The 23448-nt window shown below is 39.4% G+C and carries 22 protein-coding genes and 1 pseudogene; 11 read left to right on the plus strand and 12 right to left on the minus strand.

Annotation, left to right across the window (positions count from 1 at the left end):
• The first annotated feature begins 191 nt into the window (after positions 1–191).
• The gene (locus ACFG4S_RS31235) at positions 192–800 is read left to right on the plus strand and encodes a HEAT repeat domain-containing protein (protein ID WP_392532743.1); all 609 of its coding nucleotides are present in this window, start codon (positions 192–194) and stop codon (positions 798–800) included.
• A 16-nt stretch (positions 801–816) separates the two neighbouring features.
• Here ACFG4S_RS31235 and ACFG4S_RS31240 read toward each other — a convergent pair.
• From ACFG4S_RS31240 to ACFG4S_RS31250, 3 genes and pseudogenes are all read right to left on the minus strand, one after another.
• Positions 817–1205 (minus strand): annotated as a pseudogene (locus ACFG4S_RS31240) (type II toxin-antitoxin system HigA family antitoxin).
• A gap of 26 nt (positions 1206–1231) precedes the next feature.
• Positions 1232–2140 carry a HEAT repeat domain-containing protein gene (locus tag ACFG4S_RS31245; RefSeq protein WP_392532744.1) on the minus strand — a complete coding sequence of 303 codons (909 nt, stop codon included), beginning with the start codon at positions 2138–2140 and terminating at the stop codon, positions 1232–1234.
• A gap of 64 nt (positions 2141–2204) precedes the next feature.
• Positions 2205–2447: a hypothetical protein gene (locus ACFG4S_RS31250; RefSeq protein WP_392532745.1), complete on the minus strand. Its 243-nt coding sequence runs from the start codon at positions 2445–2447 to the stop codon at positions 2205–2207.
• A 333-nt stretch (positions 2448–2780) separates the two neighbouring features.
• On the opposite strand from ACFG4S_RS31250, the gene ACFG4S_RS31255 reads away from it, so the two are divergent.
• Positions 2781–3404: a hypothetical protein gene (locus ACFG4S_RS31255; protein ID WP_392532746.1), complete on the plus strand. Its 624-nt coding sequence runs from the start codon at positions 2781–2783 to the stop codon at positions 3402–3404.
• An 18-nt stretch (positions 3405–3422) separates the two neighbouring features.
• Here ACFG4S_RS31255 and ACFG4S_RS31260 read toward each other — a convergent pair whose 3' ends face one another.
• Complete coding sequence (locus tag ACFG4S_RS31260; RefSeq protein ID WP_392532747.1) at positions 3423–4223, minus strand: DUF1838 family protein; 801 nt, start codon at positions 4221–4223, stop codon at positions 3423–3425.
• 197 nt (positions 4224–4420) lie between these two features.
• Here ACFG4S_RS31260 and ACFG4S_RS31265 point away from each other — a divergent pair, with 197 nt between their 5' ends.
• Positions 4421–5692, plus strand: a complete 1272-nt coding sequence (locus tag ACFG4S_RS31265; protein ID WP_392532748.1) for a HEAT repeat domain-containing protein — start codon at positions 4421–4423, stop codon at positions 5690–5692.
• Between the two features lie 237 nt (positions 5693–5929).
• Here the strand turns inward: ACFG4S_RS31265 and ACFG4S_RS31270 are convergent, their stop codons facing one another.
• Positions 5930–8623, minus strand: a complete 2694-nt coding sequence (locus ACFG4S_RS31270; RefSeq protein ID WP_392532749.1) for a PAS domain S-box protein — start codon at positions 8621–8623, stop codon at positions 5930–5932.
• A gap of 423 nt (positions 8624–9046) precedes the next feature.
• On the opposite strand from ACFG4S_RS31270, the gene cysC reads away from it, so the two are divergent.
• The 4 genes from cysC to ACFG4S_RS31290 all read left to right on the plus strand — a co-directional run bounded on the left by cysC (position 9047) and on the right by ACFG4S_RS31290 (position 11081).
• Positions 9047–9619, plus strand: a complete 573-nt coding sequence (cysC, locus tag ACFG4S_RS31275; RefSeq protein WP_392532750.1) for an adenylyl-sulfate kinase — start codon at positions 9047–9049, stop codon at positions 9617–9619.
• Between the two features lie 238 nt (positions 9620–9857).
• Positions 9858–10268, plus strand: a complete 411-nt coding sequence (locus ACFG4S_RS31280) for a DUF2358 domain-containing protein (RefSeq protein ID WP_392532751.1) — start codon at positions 9858–9860, stop codon at positions 10266–10268.
• A 125-nt stretch (positions 10269–10393) separates the two neighbouring features.
• A complete protein-coding gene (locus ACFG4S_RS31285) occupies positions 10394–10693 on the plus strand; it encodes a type II toxin-antitoxin system HigB family toxin (RefSeq protein ID WP_392532752.1) in 300 nt (99 codons plus the stop codon).
• Positions 10677–11081: a type II toxin-antitoxin system HigA family antitoxin gene (locus ACFG4S_RS31290; protein WP_392532753.1), complete on the plus strand. Its 405-nt coding sequence runs from the start codon at positions 10677–10679 to the stop codon at positions 11079–11081. Before ACFG4S_RS31285 ends, ACFG4S_RS31290 begins: the two co-directional genes overlap by 17 nt.
• A 123-nt stretch (positions 11082–11204) precedes the next feature.
• Here the strand turns inward: ACFG4S_RS31290 and uvrA are convergent, their stop codons facing one another.
• The 7 genes from uvrA to ACFG4S_RS31325 all read right to left on the minus strand — a co-directional run bounded on the left by uvrA (position 11205) and on the right by ACFG4S_RS31325 (position 20163).
• Entirely contained in the window at positions 11205–14126 is a 2922-nt protein-coding gene (uvrA, locus tag ACFG4S_RS31295; RefSeq protein ID WP_392532754.1) for an excinuclease ABC subunit UvrA, read from the minus strand.
• Positions 14127–14622: 496 nt separating this feature from the next.
• Positions 14623–15393, minus strand: coding sequence for a pentapeptide repeat-containing protein (locus ACFG4S_RS31300; protein ID WP_392532755.1), 771 nt, complete (start codon positions 15391–15393; stop codon positions 14623–14625).
• Between the two features lie 275 nt (positions 15394–15668).
• Positions 15669–16025 (minus strand): DOPA 4,5-dioxygenase family protein, encoded by a 357-nt coding sequence (locus ACFG4S_RS31305; RefSeq protein WP_392532756.1) that lies wholly within the window; start codon positions 16023–16025, stop codon positions 15669–15671.
• Between the two features lie 378 nt (positions 16026–16403).
• A complete protein-coding gene (locus ACFG4S_RS31310) occupies positions 16404–16940 on the minus strand; it encodes a universal stress protein (protein WP_392536124.1) in 537 nt (178 codons plus the stop codon).
• Between the two features lie 293 nt (positions 16941–17233).
• The gene (locus ACFG4S_RS31315; RefSeq protein WP_392532757.1) at positions 17234–18409 is read right to left on the minus strand and encodes a DNA double-strand break repair nuclease NurA; all 1176 of its coding nucleotides are present in this window, start codon (positions 18407–18409) and stop codon (positions 17234–17236) included.
• Between the two features lie 264 nt (positions 18410–18673).
• Complete coding sequence (locus ACFG4S_RS31320; protein ID WP_392532758.1) at positions 18674–19456, minus strand: HAD family hydrolase; 783 nt, start codon at positions 19454–19456, stop codon at positions 18674–18676.
• 137 nt (positions 19457–19593) lie between these two features.
• On the minus strand, positions 19594–20163 hold the full coding sequence (locus tag ACFG4S_RS31325) for a Rieske 2Fe-2S domain-containing protein (protein ID WP_392532759.1): 570 nt from the start codon (positions 20161–20163) through the stop codon (positions 19594–19596).
• A gap of 137 nt (positions 20164–20300) precedes the next feature.
• On the opposite strand from ACFG4S_RS31325, the gene ACFG4S_RS31330 reads away from it, so the two are divergent.
• The 4 genes from ACFG4S_RS31330 to ACFG4S_RS31345 all read left to right on the plus strand — a co-directional run bounded on the left by ACFG4S_RS31330 (position 20301) and on the right by ACFG4S_RS31345 (position 23438).
• The gene (locus ACFG4S_RS31330; RefSeq protein WP_392532760.1) at positions 20301–20807 is read left to right on the plus strand and encodes a hypothetical protein; all 507 of its coding nucleotides are present in this window, start codon (positions 20301–20303) and stop codon (positions 20805–20807) included.
• A gap of 232 nt (positions 20808–21039) precedes the next feature.
• Positions 21040–21372 (plus strand): hypothetical protein, encoded by a 333-nt coding sequence (locus ACFG4S_RS31335; protein WP_392532761.1) that lies wholly within the window; start codon positions 21040–21042, stop codon positions 21370–21372.
• A 470-nt stretch (positions 21373–21842) separates the two neighbouring features.
• On the plus strand, positions 21843–22580 hold the full coding sequence (locus tag ACFG4S_RS31340) for a hypothetical protein (RefSeq protein ID WP_392532762.1): 738 nt from the start codon (positions 21843–21845) through the stop codon (positions 22578–22580).
• Positions 22581–23210: 630 nt separating this feature from the next.
• On the plus strand, positions 23211–23438 hold the full coding sequence (locus ACFG4S_RS31345) for a hypothetical protein (protein ID WP_392532763.1): 228 nt from the start codon (positions 23211–23213) through the stop codon (positions 23436–23438).
• Positions 23439–23448: the final 10 nt, after the last annotated feature.

The following is a 23448-nucleotide window of genomic DNA, read 5'->3' on the forward strand; positions in this document are numbered from 1 at the left end:
TGTAATTCGTAATTCGTAATACTTCTCTACAAGAGGCTGGCGCCAACGGCTTTGCGGTAGTTGAATCTCGACTCACTTCGACGCCGCTCAGTGAAAGTCGCTCGATTTTTGCGTAGTCGAAACTCAGTACAAGTTCGTAATTCGTAATTTTTGGGTTTAATTCTGAATTATAAATAACAAAATTTTTTATTATGACTATAGATTCTCTATTTGAACAGTTGAAGCACCCAAACCCGAATTTGCGAGAACGAGCTATGTGGGAGCTGGCCGAGGTTCGTGATGAAAATACTATTCCTCGGCTGATGAGTATTTTGGATCAAGAAGATGTCACCTACCGCCGAGCGGCGGTAAAGGCGTTGGGTGCTATTGGTGTCGATGCTGTACCAGTATTAGTAGATTCATTGTTAAACAGCGAGAACGCAACCATTCGGGGCAGTTGTGCTAAAGCTCTGGCACAAGTTGCCGCTAACCATCCAGATGTACCTTTCCCAGATGAGGGCTTACAGGGTTTAAAAACAGCGCTTAAAGATGAAAATGGTGTTGTTTATATTGCATCTGTAATGGCTCTAGGTGAGATTGGTTCCCCTGCCTTTGAAATTTTAACTGAAGCTTTGAAAACGACAGATAATGTGGCGGTAGCTGTGGCGATCGTGAATGCACTCGGTTCAATGGGTGATATCCGAGGGGTAGAAGTGCTGACAGCATTGACTAACAATGAAACAGTTGATTCTTATGTTCGTGAGTCAGCAATCAGCGCTTTGCCTCGACTGGATCAGGTGATTAAATATAGCAAAAAGTAGTATAAAGTAGCGATCGCTAGATGAACAAGCTAGGTGTCACCTTGAAGTAATCTCCCAGTGCTTTAGCTTGTGCCTTACTAATCGATCGCTTGTCGTTCACAACCTCAGACACCACACCGCTTGACCCAATGATGCCCACTAAGTCAGTTTGACGGATGTCGCTGGCTTCCATAATGTGTTGGAGAATTTCATGAGGTGCAGATTCATCCATCGGATAGTTTTCTGCTTCATAAGCTTCAATCAACGTTACTATCAGCTTATGCAAAGCTTGCTCTTCTGGAGTTCGTTTTTTGGCAAAGGTTAGGCGCTCTGCAATTGATCGTACTCCTCTTCCGTTTCGATGACCTTGGGAGCAACTTCAGCTAGCAGATTACTATAAGCATCTTGGTCAAAAGTAAGGGTCATTTTTCCATTTGCCTTTGTTGTATTGGCTATTCCCAGGCTTCTTCCTCTAACTGTCTTTCAATTTGCGAAATCGCCAACTTAATCACCGCTTGAACTCCTGCTTCTGTTTCTTGAGTTAATGCGGTTTGCAGCGGTTTTAAAGCAGCACCATCGCCAATTTTCATTAATGCCAAAGCCGCAGCTTTGCGAGTTTCCCAATCGGAATGATGTAGTAACTCCACGAGGTTAGGAATGGCTGCTTGATGGGCTAAACCGCCCAAAGCTACCGCCGCTTCGCATCGCACCATTGGAGATGGATCGGTGAGGGCGTTAACCAAGATTTGAAATGCTTGCGCTTCGGTGCGTTCTTCAGCGATTTTAGCGATCGCTCCCACAACCCCCGCCCGAACCTCTGGGGAGTCCGAGTTAATTTCCCGATACAAGTGTTCCTTCGCCTCTGTTCCAATAAATGCCAACGCCCAGACTGCATATCCTTTGGCACTTTCTGGATATTCAGTTGACGCTAATATTTCCAGCAATGCGGGGACAGCCGCCTCACCGATCTTAGCCAGCGCTCCCACTGACGAACCTTTGACAACCATATCTTCATCATTTAACAAGGCGTTGAGTAAGGTGGGAACTGCGATCGGATCGGCGATCAGCGTCAAGGTTTTAGTGCTAGCCCGCCGCACAACTGGGTTTGGGTGATTTCTCACCGCTTCCATTAACAACGGAGTTACAGACTTACCAACTTTACCCAATGCCTCTGCAAAACTCAAACGTACCATCCCCCGTGAGTCACCCATACTCTCAATCATCTGCTTGAGGATTTTTTGGTCATCAGGGTTAAAGGTATTTAAATTTAATTGTTCATTAACTGCTGCAAGTAAAGCATCAGTTTCTGCACGGGATAGCTGAACAGAATTTTCCCCGGACTGAGTTTCAAAGTTGACCATGTTACTCATAGATAATTAGGGAATGGGGCATTGGGGAATCGATAAAATGCTTGCAGTATAAGAATTACGAATTACTTCCAGTGAGAGTGGCCTGCTGATTGCGGAGTTGCTGGAGAGCAGAATCAATTTTCACAAGCTCAGGCTCCAATTGTGCCATCATGCTTACCCGCATTAATTTAGCGCGTTTTGCTGTTTCTGTAGTTTCTTGAACTAGACGTTCCCGATATTGCTCTAGTTCTGCAATGATCTCTGCTATATCTTCAGCGGTTACATCATCGGTTGTTGTGAATTCTGAGGTTTCATGCATATCGTTATAGTTCCTAAAATTTGTATTTATGATGATTTTTTTGTCAGTGTTCGACTGTTGTTTATTGTTGGTTACTTTTGGAAGGTTAGTAGTTGGCTTTAATGCATATTAAGTAAATATTGTCAATAAGTAACTAACTAATAGCTGACAAATACATACATTCCGATTTTCTCAGATTGCGTTACCACTGGTAAAGCATTTTGAGGAAAATCCTCAAAATCCGAAGCTAAGTGTAGCCCTCAATCGAATTTATGGTAAGTGTTGTAGGGTTTTTGGGATGGAAAGGCCGCGCTAGCATGAGCTAACTAATACCGTGCAGTAGGAGAAGTCAATGTGATAAGTACCAATCCTTGTCTTGAAGCTGTAGTAGAAACTCCGTGGTACGAGGGTGAGCGATTATGGGCGTGGTCTGTTGCAGACCATAAACCGTTCTTCCACATTCGGTTGTATGGCGAGATAACGGATGAGGAGGTTGGCTTGCTATTTGCCCAACTGGTTGATTACAACAATTTAGAGAGGGAGGGTGACGCGAAGGAGGTTCTGCATCGAGTTATTGAATCAGAAACACTTATTTTGCCAGGAGGTCTTCAAGTCAGGTCTACTGCTGATGAACTGATCCGCCCTGGTTGTTGTTGTGGTCTAGAAGAGTGGCGGGAGTGGGTAGATTTTTTGACCACAAGACGATCGCCTTGGCTTGGTCACAACCCAAGCCCCTGGGTTGAGATGGTGGATGGTTTTGTTCGTATATGGTCAGATGGAGGAGTTGATTCAACAACCGATGTATTTCACCTTGATTTTGAGCAATCCACGTTTGAAACAGAACTGAGCAAAGTGCAGCAGGACTTGAGTGCCTTCCTGGTAAAGATTGAGGCGTGGGCTAATGAGATAGGATTTCCAGAACCTAGCAAGCTATCGTCTAAGTTTGACGAATGCTTTGCTATTTCACGCAAATGGTGAGCATAGTTACCTAACCAATCAAGAAGTTTCCTCTAGTGGGAAAATATCACCGCGCAAATAGGATTCAAAGTGTTTTTTAAAGTACTGAATGCTAGTCATATTCGGTTCATCACTTTCTATCGGCGTGAATTCATAAATTGGCACTTTTTCTCTCACCAGCTTGACTAATTTAGGATCGAGTTGCTCAAAAGAATCTACTCTAAATATTGTGGTTTCAAACCTTAATTTAGCTGGATGAGCATATCCTAATTTCATCCAAGGCATCCAAGGACAGTCTCTTGCCCATTTAGCAGGAGGAACATCAGTTGCATCCGGTCGGCAAGCATTTGATATAAAATATTCAACTCCCTGAAACTTTTCTCCAGGGCAATAATCTGAGTATTTACTATCTCCTGCTAAAGGGTGCGGGTATTCTAAAGGAATTTCCATCACAGAGGGAAGATATCCGCTACCTTTAGGTATGAGAATTTTTTTTGGTTTGACTGAACCTTGAACAATTCTGTTAGCAATATGTACTATTGGTACTGGTTTATTTGCTGTTGGTGAATTCCAAAAATGTATAATATCTTGAGTATCTGGATCGCAAAATAGACCTAGTTCTCTATTGATCCGATATCCTACTTCACCGTATTCAGAATCGGGTTTGAGAAATACTTTTGTGGCATTCATACCAATAATAGAAAACAATTTTTCTTTTGGTTTGTCTGGCGTCTCTTGCCACCAAATTTCTCCAGACCAATTGTAATAAAGCTGTAATCCATGATTCTTTCTGTAAAAATCGAGATTATTCAGTTCGTAATCATCTAAGTAATCATTCATAGCTCTTTTGTCATTTGTTATTGGGCATTAGGAGTGCTGTACATGGATAGCGGGGCGTTTAGCCCGTGCTGAGTCTTGAGTTAAGAGTTAGGAGTTTTGTTTATTTCCTTATCTCCCTTGTCTCCCTCATCCTCTCCTGTCCCCAGTCCCTAGTACGATAGTAAACATGATAATTATCCTCAGCAATTGATAAATCAATGGATAAACGGTTTTTTAAAATTTTTGGGCTAACAGAAGAGCAAGCGATCGCCATTATTGATACACCCTTAGAACAACTCGAAGACCCTTCTGATAAATATATTGCTGTTTCACATCTGATTAATTTCCCCACTGAGCAATCGATCGCTGCTTTGGTGCGGGCGATTGAAACCAGTAACCCAACTGAATTAGACCACCGGATTGTCCGACGTAAGGCTGTGGAAAGTCTAGGGCGATTGCAGGTGGAATCAGCTTTACCTGTAATTCGCCAGTGTCTTAAGGATGATGATATTTATACTGTGGAAAATAGTGTATGGGCGATCGGGGAAATCGGAACTAAAGACCCAGAAATTCTGGAAGAAGTAGCAGAATTACTGGATAAACCAGGTCAAATTTATCGGGTAATTATTCATACCCTGGCTAACGCTGATTATCAGGCGTCACTAGAACGTGTGCGGAAATTTACCGAAGTTGAGGATGAACCTACTCGTAGTGCAGCGATCGCTACAGTTTGTCGCTTTACAGGTGACTATTCCCAAATCAGTGAGGTAACAGCGTTATTACAAAGTTCCAATGTGAATGCACGACGCGGTTGTATTCAAGATTTAATTGATTCGCACTATTACAAAGCCATCCCAGAAATCGCCCGTTGTCCTGTATCTTTGGTGTTCCGATTGCGAGCATTGCGGATGCTTTTAGATGCAGGTGTCCCATCTGGTAAAATTACCTTTGGAGAAGTTCAACCTTCCTTAGAACAAGTATTATACGATCGTCCCAACGACATTGATTTAGTACATGAGTATGATGCTACACCTGTATTGAATTTTGTGATTGAAGAACTCTATCAAACTGATTTTGGACGGTGCTATTTAGCAACAAAAACCTTACTGGATGTTTATCCCCAGGAATCACCAGCAGCACTTTTAGCAACTTATGCAGATAAAGCATATAACGATTATGGCGCTCACTATCATGTCATGAAACTTTTGGGTTGGCTGAAATATGCTCCTGCTTACGATTTGTTAATCGAAAATCTGCACAACCGCGAACCGCAATTTCAGAAATCTCGTGGTGCTTGTGCGATCGCTCTTGGTGAATTGGGCGATCCACGGGCAATTACTGAACTTAAAATTTGCCTGAACTCGCCAATTTGGGATTTAAAATATGCTTGTTTATTGGCGTTAGACCATTTAGGAGATTCCTCTGGTCGGGAAATTTGCGCTCAGGATGCTGACTGGTTAATTAAGGCTAAAGCGGAGAGTAATAAATAGTTTCTCATTTGTTATATCAAGGCGTAGGTTGCGTTGAATAACGAAACCCAACCTACTATTCTTACTTAATCCAAGCAATTGTTCATCGTTAAATTAAGAGTTAGTGGTTAGAATTTATAACATTCAGCAACGGAAGTACAAGGTTAGTAGCTTGAAAAATTTACCTCACGAAGTCAGGAACCGCTATACCCTACACCTCGTATCGACAAGACTTACCGTGCAAAGTCAGAGTCACTTTTACATTGGAATTTGAATCCAGAATTCTGTACCTTGTCCCAGTTCTGACATACACTTAAGAATTCCACCATGTTTTTCGACTGTAATTTGGTAGCTAATTGATAATCCTAAACCTGTTCCCTTACCAACAGGTTTTGTTGTAAAAAATGGATTGAATAACTGAGTTTTAACTTCTTCGGGAATTCCTGCCCCATTATCGATAATCCGAATTACGACAGAACTCTTATCTAATATTTGCGTCCGAATTAAAATCTGCGGTTTTTCTGTTATTTTTTTATTAACTATTGACTCTTCTAATGCATCAATCGCATTGGTTAAAATATTCATAAATACTTGATTAAGTTGCCCAGGATAACAATCAATTAAGGGCAAATCAGCATATTCTTTAACAACAGATATATCTAGCCCAATCCCAGTATCTTTCCAGCGATGATGTAAAATTAATAGTGTATTGTCAATTCCTTCATGAATATCAACTAGTTTTTTCTCAGCTTCATCATGACGAGAAAAATTACGCAACCCCAAGACAATTTCACGGATACGATTAGTACCCATTTTCATTGAAGATAGGAGTTTATAAAGGTCACTAGTCATAAATTCTAAATCAATTTCTTCAGTGAAGTCTTGAATTTCTGTTTGGGGATTTGGATAATATTGTTGATAGAGATGTAATAGAGTTAATAACTCTTGAAAATATTCATTAGCATAGGTTAAATTACCATGAATAAAATTAACTGGATTATTGATTTCATGGGCAACACCAGCTACTAATTGTCCCAAGCTAGACATTTTTTCATGTTGGATCAGTTGAGATTGAGTTTGCTGCAATTGATACAAAGTTTGGGTCAGTTTTTCGGCTTGAGTTTGAGCCGCTAAAGTAGCAGAACGACTTTGAGTATAAATTTGTGCATGATCGATGGCGATCGCTAGTTGATCGCAAACAGCTTGTAGCAGACTAATTTCACTGTTACTCCAAAGGCGATCGCCACTACAATGACTGCAAACAATCGCTCCAATTTCCCCGGAATTACTCTTAACTGGTAGCACTAGTTGAGCAGTAATACCAAACTCAACTAAAAGTTGTTGCATCTCATCATCAAGAATTGATTCGTTATTAATATCGTCAATACAAATTAGCTCTTGAGAGAGAAGTATTTTGGTCAAAAAAGTGGATTTTTCTGGCGGAATATTACCTAACATACTAGGTAACTTAGGATTTCGCGCTTCCGAGGTGATAGTCAGGCTTGGCTGCGATGGGTGCGGTAAGTAAGAAAGAAAGTAGCAACGGTCAATTTGTAATAAGCCGCGAATTTCATTAACAGCAGTTTCTAGGATGATATCCAAGTCAAGAGAACTGCGGATTTGGCTAGCTAAACCGAGCAATAGGGCTTCCCGACGGCTGAGGAGTTCTTCTCGCGCCCAAATCCGGTCAATAGCTACAGCGATATTGTTAGCAATCCAATTTAACAGATTATGAGTTGGTTCACTAAATAATTGCTGGCTAAATAAAGCCATCATACCAATTAATTGTTGCTCTACTATCAGCGGATAGGCAGAAAAACGAAAAACTGAGAATGTAGAATTTAGTACTAGTCCTGGATGATTAATTGCTACTTCTTCGTTAAAAATAGCTTGATGGTTTTGAGTCATTAAGCCAATAATCTTATTGGCTAAAACCATGTGATTGGGAAAATCTTGGCTATCGCTCAAAGCACTACAAGTAGACTCTGTGCAATGAACGCCCGCTTGTAATTGTAGCTGGTTTGTCTGTCGCTCAAAAGTCCAGATACAAACAAAGGCAATTTTCAGGTATTGTGAAATAGTATTTGTACAGTTTTGCAAAATTTCTGCAAGTGTACCACTTTGAGATAGTGCTAAGCTGACTTCTGCACTTAAAAGTGATAAACGCGATCGCTCCAATAAAGCTAACTCTGAAAGCTTACGCTGTGTAATATCTGTACGAATTGATACATATTGAACAGGCTTTCCTTCTGAGTCTAACATTGGGGTAATCAGAGTATCGACCCAATAAAAAGTGCCGTCTTTAGCTTTATTTTTGATTTCTCCTTTCCAAATTTTCCCTTTGCTAATAGTTTTCCACAAATTCTGAAAAAACTCCTTTGTATGATACCCAGAATTTATAATCCGATGGTCTTGTCCTAAAAGTTCTTTTCGTGAATATTTAGAAACTTCACAAAATTGGTCATTAGCATAAGTTATTCTTCCTGCTACATCAGTAATAGCTACTAGTGAATGGGCATTCAAGGCAAATTTAAAAGATTCTAATTCCTTGATAGATTTTTGTAAAACTATCTCATTATTTTTATTAAGAGTAATATCACGAGCTACTGCATAAATCAATTTTTCTTCAATGAAACTAGTTGCATTCCATGACAGCCATTTATAAGAACCATCTCGACATTTATAGCGGTTTTCCAAGTAAATTGGATCTGCCGATTCTATAACTTTTTGGGATATGATAATTGTGGCTTCACGGTCTTCAACGTGAACAAATTCGATGAAGGGTTTAGCAAGAAATTCCTCAGTTGACCAACCGAAGGTTTTTGTCCATACTGGGTTTAAATATTTGAAATAACCATCAAAACTGGCAATACATAGTAAATCTATAGAAAGTGAAAAAAATCGAGAGTATTTTGCTTCCAATTGTTGTAACTCAGATTTAGCTAGTTTCATCACTTTTTACGTATTAATATTTTTTTGAGAAAGGTTAATTAAATAACTTAATATGTTTTTCGCCTATCAAATAAACATTCTCATCGCATGTTGACGCGATTGTTTGCTAGATATAGGTTTCCCTAAAAAGCTGTAAATTAAACATTTATATTTTCAACTTAAGATTAAGAAGTATTACATAAACTGAATTTATCAACACTTTGATCTGTCTTCATTCTTAAATGACGAAGCTACTTGCTTAATAAATGCAACATTTTTCAAGAAGAATGCAGACTTCAGAAGTATACTTTATTAAGAATTATTATTTTTCTATACATTTATTTTCAATACATTAAAAAATGTTTCTTGTTTGCTTTAGTCTTTGTTAGCCGATATATTCATAATGAAATTTAGTATCAATTTGTTAGTGGAAAGACGAAAATCATGAATCATTCTAAGAATTGTCCTGGAATGACGCTTTGGTTTACAGGTTTAAGTGGCGCAGGTAAAACTACCATATCTCAAGTAGTTGAACAGGTTTTAATAAGCGAAGGATACTTAGTTGAAAGGTTAGACGGTGATATCGTTCGTCAGTTCTTGACGAAAGATTTGGGCTTTAGTAAAGCCGATCGTGACGAGAACTTGAGACGAATTGGCTTTGTAGCGCATCTGCTCACCAAAAATGGAGTGATTGTCTTAGTCTCTACAATTTCGCCTTACCAAGATATTAGAGCAGAGATGCGACAAAAAATTGGTCAGTTTGCCGAAGTCTACGTGAATGCATCAGTAGAAACCTGTGAGAAAAGGGATACAAAAGGTTTATATCGCAAGGCTCGTAACGGTGAAATTCTCAATTTCACTGGGATCAACGATCCTTACGAGCCACCCGTAAATCCAGAAGTCACTTGCGACACTAATTGCGAGTCAGTTGATGAAAGTGCTGCAAAAGTTATTGAATACGTCAAACAAAGAATGACACAAAATCTAAAGCCGAGTATACCGTTAAGGATGATTTAAAAGAAAGTAGTAAAATATTCTTAAAAGTAATGCGGAAGAATAATGGCTTTTCATCAGACATCGCTTGTTCGCTAACTAAAAATCACGCGATACTAAATTATGATAGAACGTTTTTCAGTGGTGAGGTAATGAGAATATTGATGCATTACATTAATATTAGCAAGTCCGATCGCCAGGTTGGTAATGTCTACGATGGGCTAGGCCTATACCAAAATTAAAACTACAGAGTAACTTACAGATGGAACAGGTAATTAAAACTCTTAAACAAGATTTACCAACACTTTTTGAAAAAGATATTTCCTATGACATTTATACACAGGATATCTACTTTAAAGATCCAGTAAATACATTCAAATACAAATTTAACTATCGCATTATATTTTGGACTTTGCGATTTCACGCACGGCTATTTTTTACCCAAATTTACTTTGATGTACATGAGGTATATCAGTCAGGTGAAGACAAGATTTTAGCGAAGTGGACAGTACGGGGAGTATTGCGTGTTCCCTGGAAAGCACGTTTGTTTTTTAATGGCTATTCAACTTATAAACTCAACCAAGATAATTTAATATACGAGCATATCGACACTTGGGATCGAAAGCCAGGGGAGATTTTACAGCAGTTTTGGCAAAAGAAAAGAAATAGCTAATTAGAAAGCAATACGGTTCGGCTTTTTGATAAAAATTCTAAATCACAAAGACGCAATAAATCGCCTTCTCTTGGCTTAACCGAACCGTATTGAATTAGACAGGTACAAGAGGGTGCATATAATTAATGCATGTTATCAGTCGAAAAAAGCTACGAGAATATTGCAAAGAACATAATGACTGCTATGAAGTGCTTGATGATTGGTACAGAACTGCCAGTCAAGCAAGCTGGGCGAATTTGCTAGAAGTTCAAAGTGTTTATCCTAAAGCTGAAGCAGTTGGTAATTTTACAGTTTTCAATATTAAAGGCAATAAATACCGCCTAATTGCTAGTATTAATTATCAGAAACAGGTCATCTATATAAAATACGTCTTAACTCATGCTGAATATGACAAAGACAACTGGAAAAATGACCCTTACTTTTAACTCAGAAATTTACAGCCAATTACTGTCTCAATATCAACCTCGAATTATCAAGACAGAAGAAGAAAACGAGAAATTTTTAGAAACTGTTGAAGCACTGCTTTCTCGTTCCGATTTGACCCCTGAAGAAGATACTTTGTTGGAATTATTGGTAAAACTGATTGAGGATTTTGAAGATAAGCATTATCAGCTTAATGTTTCAACACCTCGTTCAAGACTCTTGCATTTGATGGAAGTTAGGAGTTTAGAACAAGCTGATTTGGTAGAAATTCTTGGTTCGAGGGACATTGTTGCTAAGGTGATTAATGGTGAGCTAGAAATCACTAAACAACAAGCTGAGGCTTTAGGGAAATTTTTTCATGTTGATACAAGTTTGTTTATTTTAGGATAGGCGATCGCTATTTTAAGTGAAACCTATTTTAAATACATTAGTCGATCATTCATTTAGCCCAACTTAATAATTAAATATAGTGATGAGCTAGTAGGATGCGTTAGCTTTCACTAAAGCATCCTACTACTTTTTGACCGCTGGATACTGTTGTAAAACATGCTGTAAATATTGCCCAGTATAAGACTTGGGATTCGCTGCAACTTCTTCTGGTGTGCCCACAGCAATCAATTCTCCGCCTTTATCGCCACCTTCTGGCCCCAAATCTATCACCCAGTCTGAACAACGAATTACATCTAAGTTGTGTTCAATTACTAAAATTGAATTGCCTTTATCTACCAATCTTTGCAACACATCTAACAATTTGTGGACATCATAAAAAGATAACCCAGTTGTTGGTTCATCTATTAAATAAAGTGTCTTACCTGTGGCGCGTCGAGATAGTTCTGTGGCTAATTTTACGCGTTGGGCTTCACCACCAGATAAAGTTGTCGCAGGTTGTCCTAGTTGAACATAGCCTAATCCGACATCAAATAAAGTTTGCAAACGAGCGATCGCTTTGGGAATATTTTGGAAAAAGCCTAAACTTTCCTCAACTGTCATATTGAGAACATCAGAAATAGATTTGTCTTTGTACTTTACCTGCAAAGTTTCACGGTTGTATCTTGCACCTTTACAAATTTCGCATTGCACGTAAACATCTGGGAGAAAGTTCATTTCAATAACATTCACACCCTGTCCGCTACAAGCTTCGCAACGTCCACCTTTGACGTTGAAGGAAAATTGTCCTGGTTTATAACCCCTAGCTTTCGCTTCTACTGTTTGAGAAAAGACATCTCGAATCGCATCGAAAATTCCGGTGTAAGTTGCAGGATTAGAACGTGGTGTGCGTCCAATTGGAGATTGATCGATAACGATCGCTTTATCAATCGCATTTAATCCCTGAATTTTCTCTAAGTCTTTCGGTAAGGGAACTTTTTTAGTTAGATGATGTTGTAATGACGGATAAAGTAACTCATTTATGAGGGTAGATTTGCCAGAACCAGATACACCAGTAACGGCGACAAGTTTACCTAAGGGAATTTCGACATCGATATTTCTTAAGTTGTTGCGATGGGCATTTTGAATGATTAAACTCCGCCCATTTCCGTCTCGGCGTTCTGCGGGTGTGGTAATTACTCTTCTTCCTGATAAATAAGCACCTGTCAAGGAATCTTCTGCTGTTAATAATGCTTCTAAATCACCTTGGGCGATAATATTTCCGCCGTGAATTCCTGCACCAGGACCAATATCAACTATATAGTTAGCTGCACGAATTGTTTCTTCGTCATGTTCCACAACAATTAACGTATTACCCAAATCCCGCAATTTAGTTAAAGTTTTCAGCAACCTGCCATTATCTCGTTGATGCAAACCAATACTTGGTTCATCTAAAACGTAGAGAACTCCTGTTAAACCAGAACCAATCTGCGTAGCTAAACGAATGCGTTGCGCTTCGCCACCAGAAAGGGTCATTGCGGGACGGTCAAGGGTGAGGTAATCTAAACCAACATCTAACAAAAATTGCAATCTCGCTTTAATTTCTCGCAGTACTAAATCAGCAATTTGGACTTGGCGATCGCTCAACTTGAATTGCTCAATTCTTTGCCGACAATCCCGAATTGATACCGCAGTTAAATCTAAAATTCCATATTGTCCCAATTTGACTGCCAAAGCTTCCGGTTTTAATCTTTTTCCTCGACAAACTTCACACGGCTGATCGACTAAATACTGATCCAATTTTTGCTTAACTAACTCCGAACCTCCCTCATATTGGCGTTGTAAAATTGGAATAACACCTTTAAAATTTTGTTTTTTCTCTCCTTTTGAAGTTTCGTCTTTTTCTCCATACAAAACGATTTGTTGCTGTTCTCCTGTCAGATTTTTCCAATTTGTTTGTAACTCAAAGCCATAACCTTGCCCAATACTGTAGAGTAATTCTAAATAATAAGAATTATCTTTTTCTGACCAAGGAGCGATCGCCGCATATACTGGCGCTTCTGGGTCGGGTACGATCAAATCGGGTGCAAACCTTCTTAAAGTCCCAATTCCATGACAATGAGGACAAGCACCATAAGGTGAGTTAAAGGAGAACAATCGCGGCGATAATTCCTCCATTACTGCCCCATGTTCGGGACAAGCAAAATTTTCCGAAAATACTAATTCTTCTTCTTTTTCTTGTCCGTCGTCAGTAAGTAGACTAACAAGAATAGCGGCAATCCCACCTGATTGTTTAAGACACGTAGATAGGGAATCAACTAAACGTTCTTGGATATCAGGCTTTTTCACCAAGCGGTCAATTACGACTTCGATGGTGTGAGTCAAATTTTTATCTAACTCAATGGAATCTGACAGTTCGCGGACTTCGCCATCAACACGGATGCGGACAAAACCTTGGGATGCCAGACTTGACAAAAGCTTACGATGCGTGCCCTTTTTACCGCGAACAACGGGTGCGAGGATTTGGAAACGAGTGCGGTCTGGTAATTCCATAATGCGATCGCACATTTCATCAATTGTTTGAGGCGCAATACAGCGATCGCAAATCGGACAATGGGGTTCACCTGCACGACCAAACAACAGCCGCAAATAGTCGTAAATCTCTGTCACCGTACCCACAGTGGAACGGGGGTTATGAGACGTTGATTTTTGGTCAATGGAAATTGCTGGACTTAAGCCTTCAATGGCTTCGACATCCGGCTTATCCAACTGTCCTAAAAATTGCCGTGCATAGGCGCTGAGGGATTCCACGTAGCGACGTTGACCTTCAGCGAAAATCGTATCAAATGCCAAAGAAGACTTACCAGAACCAGAAACGCCAGTGAATACAATCAGGCGATCGCGTGGTAATTCCAAGTCAATGTTTTTCAGATTATGCTGCCTAGCACCCCGAATCCGAATGGTATTCTGGCTATTGTGCGAGGGAAGATGTCCGTTCAACAGAGAAGCCTGAGCGTTAGCTTGTTCTGAACGTAACTTCGAGGATGCTGGTAGCTGTTGGTCTGACATATTGGGCGGCAAAAAGGGAGTTTCTTATGAAACAGTCCTTAATAATACTATCTTTAATCAGTTTATAGTAGAACAATCGTACTGTTTTAGATAGTTATTGGGTATGGGGCATGGAATAAGGGGGAAAGGTTAAATTTATCCCTTTAACTTTTCCCCATCTCTCCATACTTCGGCTTTGCGGTAGTAGTCTGCCAACCTAAAAATGCGCTTGTGAGGTCTGGGGAAAGGTTAAGGGATTTAAAACCTTTCCCCCTGCCCCTTCCCCACTTCGTGGGGCCTCACCTTCCCCCTTTCGCTTTACCCCGCCAAGTTCACTTGGCGAACTAGTAGTTGAGCGTAGTCGAAACTCAGTACAAGTCTCCCCACTCCCAATACTTTTCGGGTTTTGGGGGAAAGGGAAAGGGTTTGAATTTACCTTTCCCCATTGCCCTTTAACCTTTCCCCAGACCAAAAAGAGAGGTTATTGGGTTTAACCGAAAAGTATTGTCCCCACTCCCTAAAAGGGTAAAAATTGAAGTAAGAGTGAGCCAACGCTTCCGAATAAGTCAACAAAACTGGGATTACCAGAGCTTGTTTTTTCAGTATAGGGTGTTTGTAGTTCTTTAATAAAAGCTTGGGTTGTTTGGATTCCAGAGGTATTTTGTTGCGAACTAAACAATTTTTCTGCAACTTGAGCATCTAAGAATGCACCTTGACGGTCTAATATTTGGTAGCGGGCGACACCACGAGCTAGATAAGCGCCCGCATATTCTGGTTTAATGGCGATCGCTTGACTAAAATAACTAATTGCTTGCTGTTCGTTGCCTTTTTGTGCCTGTGCTACACCCAAAGCATAAAAATCCTCTGGTGAAGCAATTTGTGAGGGTATTCCAACCGCACCTTGAAAGTTAGTGCCATTCAGATAAGCACCATTTAATTCTGCGTTTGTTAGATAGGTATTTCTCAAATCTGCACCAGCCAAATTTGCGCCACTAAATCTCGCCTGACTCAGGTTAACACCAAATAAACTGGCGCCGCTTAAGTTTGCACCCCGCAAATCTGCACCACTTAAGTTAGCACGGCTGAGATTTGCACCTGTGAGATTTGCACCGCTCAAATTCGCTCCAGATAAGTCAGCCATTACCAAACCTGCACCAGTCAAATCACAGTTTTGACATTGTTTGGTTGCCAATAACTGTCTAATGTGTTCAGAATTCGCAGCTTGTACGGTTGTTGTTAAGCTAATTGTGGTTAAAAAAGCAGCTATGGCTATAATTGGGCTTTTCATATTCGCGTAATTTTTATTACTCAATATTCAACATTAACTGAGATAGATTTATACCTCAGCCTATGATATGAGCAATCTCAACACTTTGCCCTCTGTAGTTGCCTTAGTGGAATCTAAATATTTCACATCACCAGAATTATACAAAAATACTATTTTCTCTTTTCTTTTTACACACTTACACCCTGCACGCCTAATTTTGGTCAATGTAGTACGTAGAAGAATTACGAATTATTTAGGCAGAACCTGTATATTATTACGAATTGTGCATAGTGGTACTACGTTGTTGTAATCTGTCGAAGAAACTCAACATTCAAATCTAACTTTTTTCCTAACCATAAGGAATGATCTGTGTGATCTGCCACAGCATCGCCTGTTTCAGGATGGACAAGAATATCCAAACCGTGGCGATTGAGCATTAACCAGGGGACAACTTTATCAAACTGATTCGGTAAGAAAGCAACTTGATACATTCCTTTTGGATGTGGGCCGATGGGCTTGTCAAACCAACGTCCTAGCTGCACATCAAACCTAGCACCCAATCCTTCACGCACATGGGCGGCGATATCCCGACTTGTAGGATCGAAGTAGACATGAGCGTGAAAACCAGCAATCTCGATAGTATCTTCTTTCATCGTTCCTAAATCCACTTTTCACTCTTAACTCTAATCTTGGGTAGCGGACTTTATTTATTACTCAAAAAGCGATCGCTCAATTTTAGCTTAAACAGAAAGAAGCCCCACGTATAATATGAAGGGCAGTGTAGGATAAATTTTTGGTTCGATAAAGCCAGAAGCCCACACTTACCCAAAGGTAAGTGTGGGTAGTTCATCCATACACTCCTAGCTATGTAACTCGATCGAGAATTGCCTAAAAAGCTAAACTGATGCGCGTCTAAAGTGTATAAACACTCTTGATGGTGGTTGACTGTTGACGGTTAACAGTTAACAGTCATCAGTCATCAGTCATCAGGTAAATGTACAAATTAAATGCGTAACAGCCTATGTTAGTAGTTAGTTAACGCTTGAAACACTTGTAGTTTCTTTGATAAGTTCATCTGTTTTAGCACTAACTGAAAGATTCACAATATGTACTGAGCAAGTAGCATGGTGAAGGACGTAGTTACTTACACTACCGAGAAATAATTCTGTCAGCCCAGAACGACCCCGACGACCGATAACAATTAAGTCAGCGCCATAACTACGGGCTAAGTCACAAGTAATACGACCAGGATTACCAAGGTTTTGGGTAAATTCCGTAGTAATACCTGCTGTATTCGCTTGGGCACAGAAAGATTGCAACATCTCGATGCCTCGATTTTTAAAGGCGTCCCACTCTTTCTGGTATAACTCGAAGCTTTGACTGCTCAATCCCGGATAGTAGTCAAAATTAGACACCATAGGAACATAAGGACTGCCCTCTTCTTCTGGTGATAGGACATGCAGTAACATTAAGTTCGCTTCTGTTAACTTTGCTAAACCCAATGCTTGTTCAAAAACCTTTTGTGCTACTTCCGATCGATCTAATGCAACTAAAATTTTTTTAAACATATAGACCTCCACTTTTATTGGTAATTGGTCTTTACGATTTTGGGTTGCTGGATTGTCAAAAATTAACAATCTCTCTACTATGTTTCCTGACATTACAAGAATTGCAATCAAGCAGCTGGAGCAAGATGTCAGTTTAGGAACATTTGAATTTTAAATTTCTGAAACTTTTTTCGCTTCATAGTTATAGTTATAGCAAAAGAATTTGAGGAACTTGTGAAGAAAACAAAATACAAAACTCAAAGCATCTTATTGCCTTTTTACAAAGGCAACGTATCGAAATTATCTTGATAAAATTAAGCAATACTCCCGCGCTTTCTGGCTTCTTTGTAAGAAGTTCCGACATTTTTCAAACCAGCTTTAATCATTTGTTGTTCGAGAAGGGCGAAGAAACGCGTTCGATCGCCACCTTTTACCACTGCTTGATTATGCGCTTCGGCGATCGCCACGGGGTATCCGTATCCTTTTTGTACTTGTGCTAACATTAGTCCCAAAGCTTGATCCAGCATGGCTGTATTTTGTGCTACCCATGCCGGAACTTCAATCCGAGCAATTTCAGTGCCAACGTGGACATAGCAAAAGTAAATAATTTGGTCACCGTAAAGTTCAAGAATCTGATTATTACTGCGCCACAAATTACTGCGTTGTCCTGGTTTAAGTCGAGTTGCCCAAACAGAAGTATCTCGCAACTGTTCAAAAATTTTACAAGGTACTTTTTCTAGCTGATTTGGGCAATGAGTTTTGCAGTCTGGCGCTGGATGGGGACAAGCCAACAAACGTAAAAAGTTCATGCCTTCGATGTTACGGGAGGCGCTAAGATAGCCCATCAAAGGAATTTGAGCCTCACGCATTTGCTCCCAAGCTTCTAAAATGGGGGGTAAAATGCGATCGCGTGCATCCATCGGTAACTGTTCCAAAAACCAGTAAATTAAGGAACCATCTACCATCGCCAGCGCTGGTGCTTCTCCTTTGGCTGCACAGGCTAATTCTGCTAACACTGTTGTTTCGGAAGCAGTGCGGCGGAAACTCATCCATTCCTCAGTTCTAATTCCCCATTGCCGAGACATATATAAATCTTCTGGGCGATAAAATACCTCTGGTAAACTATCGAGTAGTGGATGGCGATTTTGCCCGTAGTGTAAGACGACTCTGCCAATATTGAGAAGATAACAGTAAGCAATTTCGTGATGGTTGGGGGCAATTTGCGAACCATCAGTAGCAATCACAGTATGAATTTTGGGAGGAACTGGGATATCAATGCAGGTTTCTAGTGGCTCAACTGGGGTGGCATTACCAAATGTTATGCGATCGCGCCATTTTTCCTGGCGATCGATTAAATCTTGTTGACACTCATAAGCATTCTTGAGATATTGTTGTGCCAATTCTAAACGCTGGCGACTAGCAGTTGCTTCTAAGCTAAGATGCTGACTTAAACCCTGCATTTGTCGCGCCAGTTTTGTAAGATCGAGCATATATTTTTTAATATTTAATATACATCTTAATTAATCAGGTTAAAAATGTTAATTGTAGTTTGGTTTAACCGAAGCTCAAACCAAACTACAAAAAATAAATTTCCTACCCTTTTTCAACGTGAGTTCGACAAGTTTTATTTGACCTCTCCCCCAGCCCCTCTCCGTGTCGGAGACGGGAGCAAAAAGCTTAATTTTTCGTTGCTCCTCACTTTCCGAAACGGAAAGGGAGGTTGGGAGGGAGAGGTTCATCGAACTCAGGTCTTTTCAATGCCAAGCTGAGAAATCTTTAGCAAACTGAGACAGTGATAACAGATGAATTCGCTCATCTTTTTGAGCAGATTCTCTTTCTGTTTGGGTATTATAGCCCCAGTCTGCTAGCAAGAGTTTCACATCTTTAAGGTCTGTTTGCTGTTGAACTAAATGCAAAGTCTTGAGTCTATCTTCTACAAACCACAAGCTGACTGAATTTTCTGCTCTTTGGATTAATTCTCGCAAAATTTCGTATTTGGGACGCTTGACCTCTTTCCCAAAAATTGCTTCTGTTGGTAAAATCACCCCTTCTTTTTGTAACAACTGTTGGACAAAACGCCCTTCTTTGGTTGTTATAATATATAGCTTAACTCCACTGCCAAGAGTTAATTTGATTTTTTCTATTACGCCCGGATAGAATCTATGCAGACTTAGCCAACCAGCTAAATCTGTGGCAATCCATTCATCCCGCAGGTTGTCTAATTTTCCACCAATTTCTTTTGCCTGTAGTTGATTGTCTAACAATATTTGTGGAGTAATAGTTAACCATTCATGAAGAATTTTGTCATCAGAAATTCCATCCATCAAGGCTTTGATTAAAACAGGCATTTCCCAACCAGTTTCAATTACAGGGCGGAGGCGATAAAATCTTAAAGCTAAATCATCTGGCGGTGTGTCGTTAGTAGGCGACCAAATTTGACAGTAGGTGCGCCATGCTACCTCAAAATATTCAATTAGTCCGTCGCAAATCACTCCATCAAAGTCCAGGGCTAAAATTGTGGGACTACTTGCCATCATTGTTTTGAGGATTAAACTGCTTTTGTCAGATTAGCCGAGAAATTAAAATCAAGCAGTAATTTTTGTTAATCTTTTGTAATTTCTCACTTTCTCTAAAAATATTGTCGCTCTCCTCACTCCGATGGCGTATTGACAAGTTAACGAGGATCTATAGCAGGTTTTTGATCGACCAAACGAACTTGATTTTGCTTGACTACTACAGTAATCAATGGTAATGAACGCTTAGCGGGTCCGTGAATGACTCGACCCTGAGAATCATATTGAGAACCATGACAAGGACAAACAAAGTGATTCTCCTGAAGATTCCATGCAACTGTGCATCCTAAATGGGTACAAGTGGGATTGATTCCATACTCCGCAATTTGTGGACCGTCTTTAATTATGAGATAATCAACGCTGTCATTTGGCAATCCCTTGACGAGAACTGGAATTCCAGGTTTTGTACTTTCTAACAGTGTCTTAACATCAATGGCCTTGCTGTTTTCATCCAGAGCTTGAGATCCGGGAAGGTAATTTTCACAGCGCGAATTTTTCGGGTATAACGAACAAAGTGTTTCTAAGTCTAACTCACGACCTTGGCTGATACTTGGAAATACATATCCGGCAGCTATTGATGTAACAGTAGTGCCTACCATGTAAATTAAAAAATCTCGGCGTGTTTTTATACTAAGTGGATTTTTGCCATTAGTAAAATAACCTTCTTTCATAACTCAATCTACCTAGAAAGGTCTATTAATATACTATGGCTTAGTCACTCTCATCAAAGATCCGATCGCCATCCTTGTCACATTTATTCGCATAGATTATGAATTATAGATACAGATTGTAATCAGCACAGGACATTATGCGATCGCCACACGAACCACAGATTTTTTCTACTGTCATTAAACATTCAAAGATAGAAGGAGAGTTTCTGCGTGAATTTTCTAATAATTATGTTATTACTAAAACTTCTCTGATGCCCGATTTATCCTGGGAAAATCTTCGGATTCCAGAAATATTAATTCATGGAATGAAGATTATAGGTTTCCCTAATCTCCGAAAAGAGACTTACGATAATTGGATCTCAATCAATAAGGAATCTTCTTTATTAACTCCATTGATTAAAAATACTCAAGTCACTCTGATTTCCGACGAAGAGTGTGAAAAAGTTGTAAATAACCCTGATTATCGTTGGTCTGTTATATATACTTTGACTCGACCAGGATTTTCTGAAGATTTTTCCCAAGCATTAATTCAAATAACTGCCCATTGTCCAGCAGGTCCACCACAGTATGGGAGTTTACTATATTTGGAAAGCAGTGGCTATCGCTGGGAAGTCAAGTCATCTTATGGACTGTACAACCAATAGAAAAAATTTCTTTTTGAGAAACCTTGGGCGGAATACATAGCATTTTAACTGAAGAACTAGATTATTTATTTCTAGAGTCAGAGGTTATTTTTAAACCTTTGATTTAGTGTCTAACTTCAGGTGTGTTTTTCTTGGATCTATTCTGAAACTATTTCTAAAGAAAGAACTCTTGAAGTCTTTAATTTTTTAGAGTGTTATGGGTAAACGCACATTTATCTATACCTAAAAAACCATGACTAATAATAAACAAGAAAATCAAATTAATCAATCCGTGCATGAAGATTCGCATTCTCAGGAAAAACCGGATGTGAATGAAAGAAACTTAACTGCAAATCCGGGAGATGCGATCGCCGATCGCCCCCAATCAGTTGAAGAAAAGGCTAAACAACTCGCTGTCGATCATGTACCAGACATTACAGGCGACAATATCACAGTCCCCACTTACTTCGTTGTCGATGAACCCAACGGCGAAAAGAAAGCACTGCACCACATTAAAGATGCTGAAGAGATTTCCGACGTAATTCGCCAAGCACGACTTGACGAAAATGGTAATCGAGTTTGGTAGTAGTTGCTGATTCCAAGCACACGGATATGGAAACAAACGGAGGGGTAGAGGAGAAATAAGGGATTTCCAACTAAAAAAATATTCCATCGTTATGTATGCAGAGGACGCAGAGGAAGCAGAGGAGAAAGAATCTGCCACTATGAAAATGGGATAATTTATTTTCTGGAAGTCACTAAGCTGATGCGCGTCTAAAGTATATAAACACTCTTGATGGTCGTTGGCTGTTAACTGTTGACGGTTAACGGTTAACAGTCATCAATCATCAGTCATCAGGTAAATGTACAAATTAAATGCGTAACAGCTTACTTACCCCGAATTTCTCACTAATAGGGTGGAGAGGTGTGGGGAGTGCTGCATTGCACAAAGCCCTCAATTTCTCCTCATACTCCCTACACTCCCTCTCATACTCGATCGAGTTAGACTATTAATGACGCAATCATAATTTGGAAATTGTCTAAGGATGAAGAGTAATGGGAAATGTTACAACTTCCGAAGAATTGACATCTTGGACTACGCCAGAAATTAAAAATCATATTTTAGAACTTGTTAAAGAGCGCGATGTAGAGCCGTTAAAAGCCAAAGTAGAATTTTATAAAAATGAATTAGCACCATATTTTGCAGAATTGAGCCTACGTAATCCCATTGGCAAGGTTGCAGACGAGGTGGCGATCGTCATAGGAGGTTGGCTACCGATATGGTCTACTATACCTTTTCAAGATATTTTACCTGGTAGAATACACGAGCAGTCTTACCAAATTTTTCATAACGATGGTTACTATGCAAATATTGCCCGTTATGCAATAGGACATCAGTCTGGTTTTTGGCGAAAATTTACCTCAAAACTACCAGCTTATGACTTAATAGTTTTGCAAAAATATTCAGTTCAAGATGAGCAGTGGAACATCAAAAATGTTGGAATATTCCAAGCTTTAGGAAATAGAGAAATTCCATTGACAATTGACGATGCAGACAAGTGGTTTACGACAAATGTCGAATCTAAATTGAGTCAAACAGAGTCAAAGATAAATTTACAGCAAGAACTCAAATTAGAAGATATGGACAAAAATACGGTCAAAAAATTTGAAAAAGCCTATCTAGCTACTTCTTTTCTGCAACATTTATATATAGATAATGACTTTCGGCTGGTTAAAACTCAAAGAGAAGCTACACAGCGACCAAGTTATACAATTGCTGTTCGCGGACGTTGAAATAATAAAACTTTCTGAGGTTATAGCCTCAATATAACCACAAGTTACTTCCAGCAACAGCTACCTTGACGCTCAGATAACACAACGAAATACCAGAGCCAAGTAACTTGTTACGCATTTAACTTGTACATTTATCTGATGACCGTTGACTGATGACGGATAACAGTCAACTATTATAATTTAATCCTGACGTGAATTCAAAACGTCTGTTTCTGCATCAGGGTTTCAAGACTCTATTTACCTTAGACGTACTTTACTAGTATTTACGTAGACATAATCGCCATAACCTCAGTATATTTTCATGAAAAAAATTTTTTAGCGCCTAAAGATTAAAATTTCTAAGAAGTCCTCACTTACGCATTTGACATCTGGTTATATAACTTTAATAATCTTACTACGTAAAATTTCGTAATTGTATAGAAAACTGAATTTAATCTTGGTTAAGTATACTCAGAGCTAAAACCTATTAGCACTAACTCTGAGTAAGCTTGGCTTGGAAAAAATCAAATTGATTCCTATATAAATTGCCAATAACAGGGTTGTATCATGTTTTTTTCAAATTCAAAATCTAGCGTACAAAGTGGTCAAAAAAATAATAATTCCCATTTCTTTGAAAAGAAAAATAACATAATGCTGCTCAGTGGATATTTAATTGCTTTACCTATTTTTACCTTGATAACCTTATCCTTTTTACTGCCATTATTGCGCGTATTTACGACTAACTTATTGACTCCCATAGAAAAATCACATTACTCTACATCAATTCCTTGGATAAACGATCCATCTGAATGCGAACATACTGGTAGAGACTGGCGCGATCGCAAGTGTTGGGATAACGAACACAATCCTATGTTCTAATTGGAATTAG

Origin of the sequence: Nostoc sp. C117 (genome assembly GCF_043099735.1) — a bacterium.
GTDB lineage: Bacteria > Cyanobacteriota > Cyanobacteriia > Cyanobacteriales > Nostocaceae > Nostoc.